1 protein-coding gene is annotated in these 877 nt (G+C 59.9%); it reads right to left on the bottom strand.

Translation table 11 applies throughout. The features are described from left to right. Window positions 1-13: 13 nt before the first annotated feature. On the bottom strand, window positions 14-877 hold an 864-nt coding region (locus tag AC1DKD_RS41635; protein ID WP_477144786.1), incomplete at its 5' end, for a GlxA family transcriptional regulator.

Raw genomic sequence — 877 nt, 5'->3', positions numbered from 1 at the left:
GCCGAATGCCTCGTCATCTCGCAAACCGTTGCCTGTATTCCAGGGGCGTCAGCGAAGTCAGCTCCTTGAACATGCGGCGCATATTGGAATCGCTACTGAATCCTAGCTCCGCGCTGAGGACGCTGACTGGCGATGTCGTATGGATAAGGCGGTCACTGACCTGGTTCAGTTTGATACAGCGGGCATACGCCGCGATGGCGACCCCGGTCTCGCTTCTCACCTTGCGCGCGAGCGTGCGTTCCGACATGCAGAGTTGCTCGGCCAATTGCTGCACCGTGATCTGTTCGGCAGGCAATTGCTCAACCAGCGTGTGCAATTGGCGCAGCAAGCGGCTGGATTGCTCGATCAGGCTCATGGCCTGGAAGGCTCGGTGAGGCTGAACGGCACGGGGAAGTACCATCAGATTGACCAGGTCACGCAATACATCGGGACTGACATGCCGCTCTATCAGCGCCTCGGCAATAGGTAGGTAGCCATTCACGCCAGAAGCGGTGGCCGTACGCGCGGTGACGACACAATTCCGCTCGCTTTGCCATTTCACCTTCCTGTAGCGCTGCGCCATTGCCTCCGCCAACCACCAGGTAACGGTCGCGGCCTGGTCATTCAGTTGCCCGCTTTCCGCCAGCAAACAGACGCCGCTGCAATAGCTCCACAGCAGCAAGTTCTTGCGACGGGCCGCCAGCAGTGATACGAGGCCAGCGTTGGCCACAATCATGTCTTCCACCTGCCGCACTGACTCCGCCCAAAAGCCTGGCACCAGGAGGGCGTCAAGACTGGCGAGATCCAGCGGCCTGGAAACATGCAGTGACAAGCCGTGGGCGCATTCGACAGTCCCGGCGCGTAGCGCAACGTAATGCGTTTCGAACAGCATGCCGTT

This window comes from Cupriavidus sp. 05T313 (assembly GCF_056396665.1).
The sequence above is the reverse complement of the archived record's forward strand: the minus strand, read 5'-3'. Positions and strand labels throughout refer to the sequence as shown.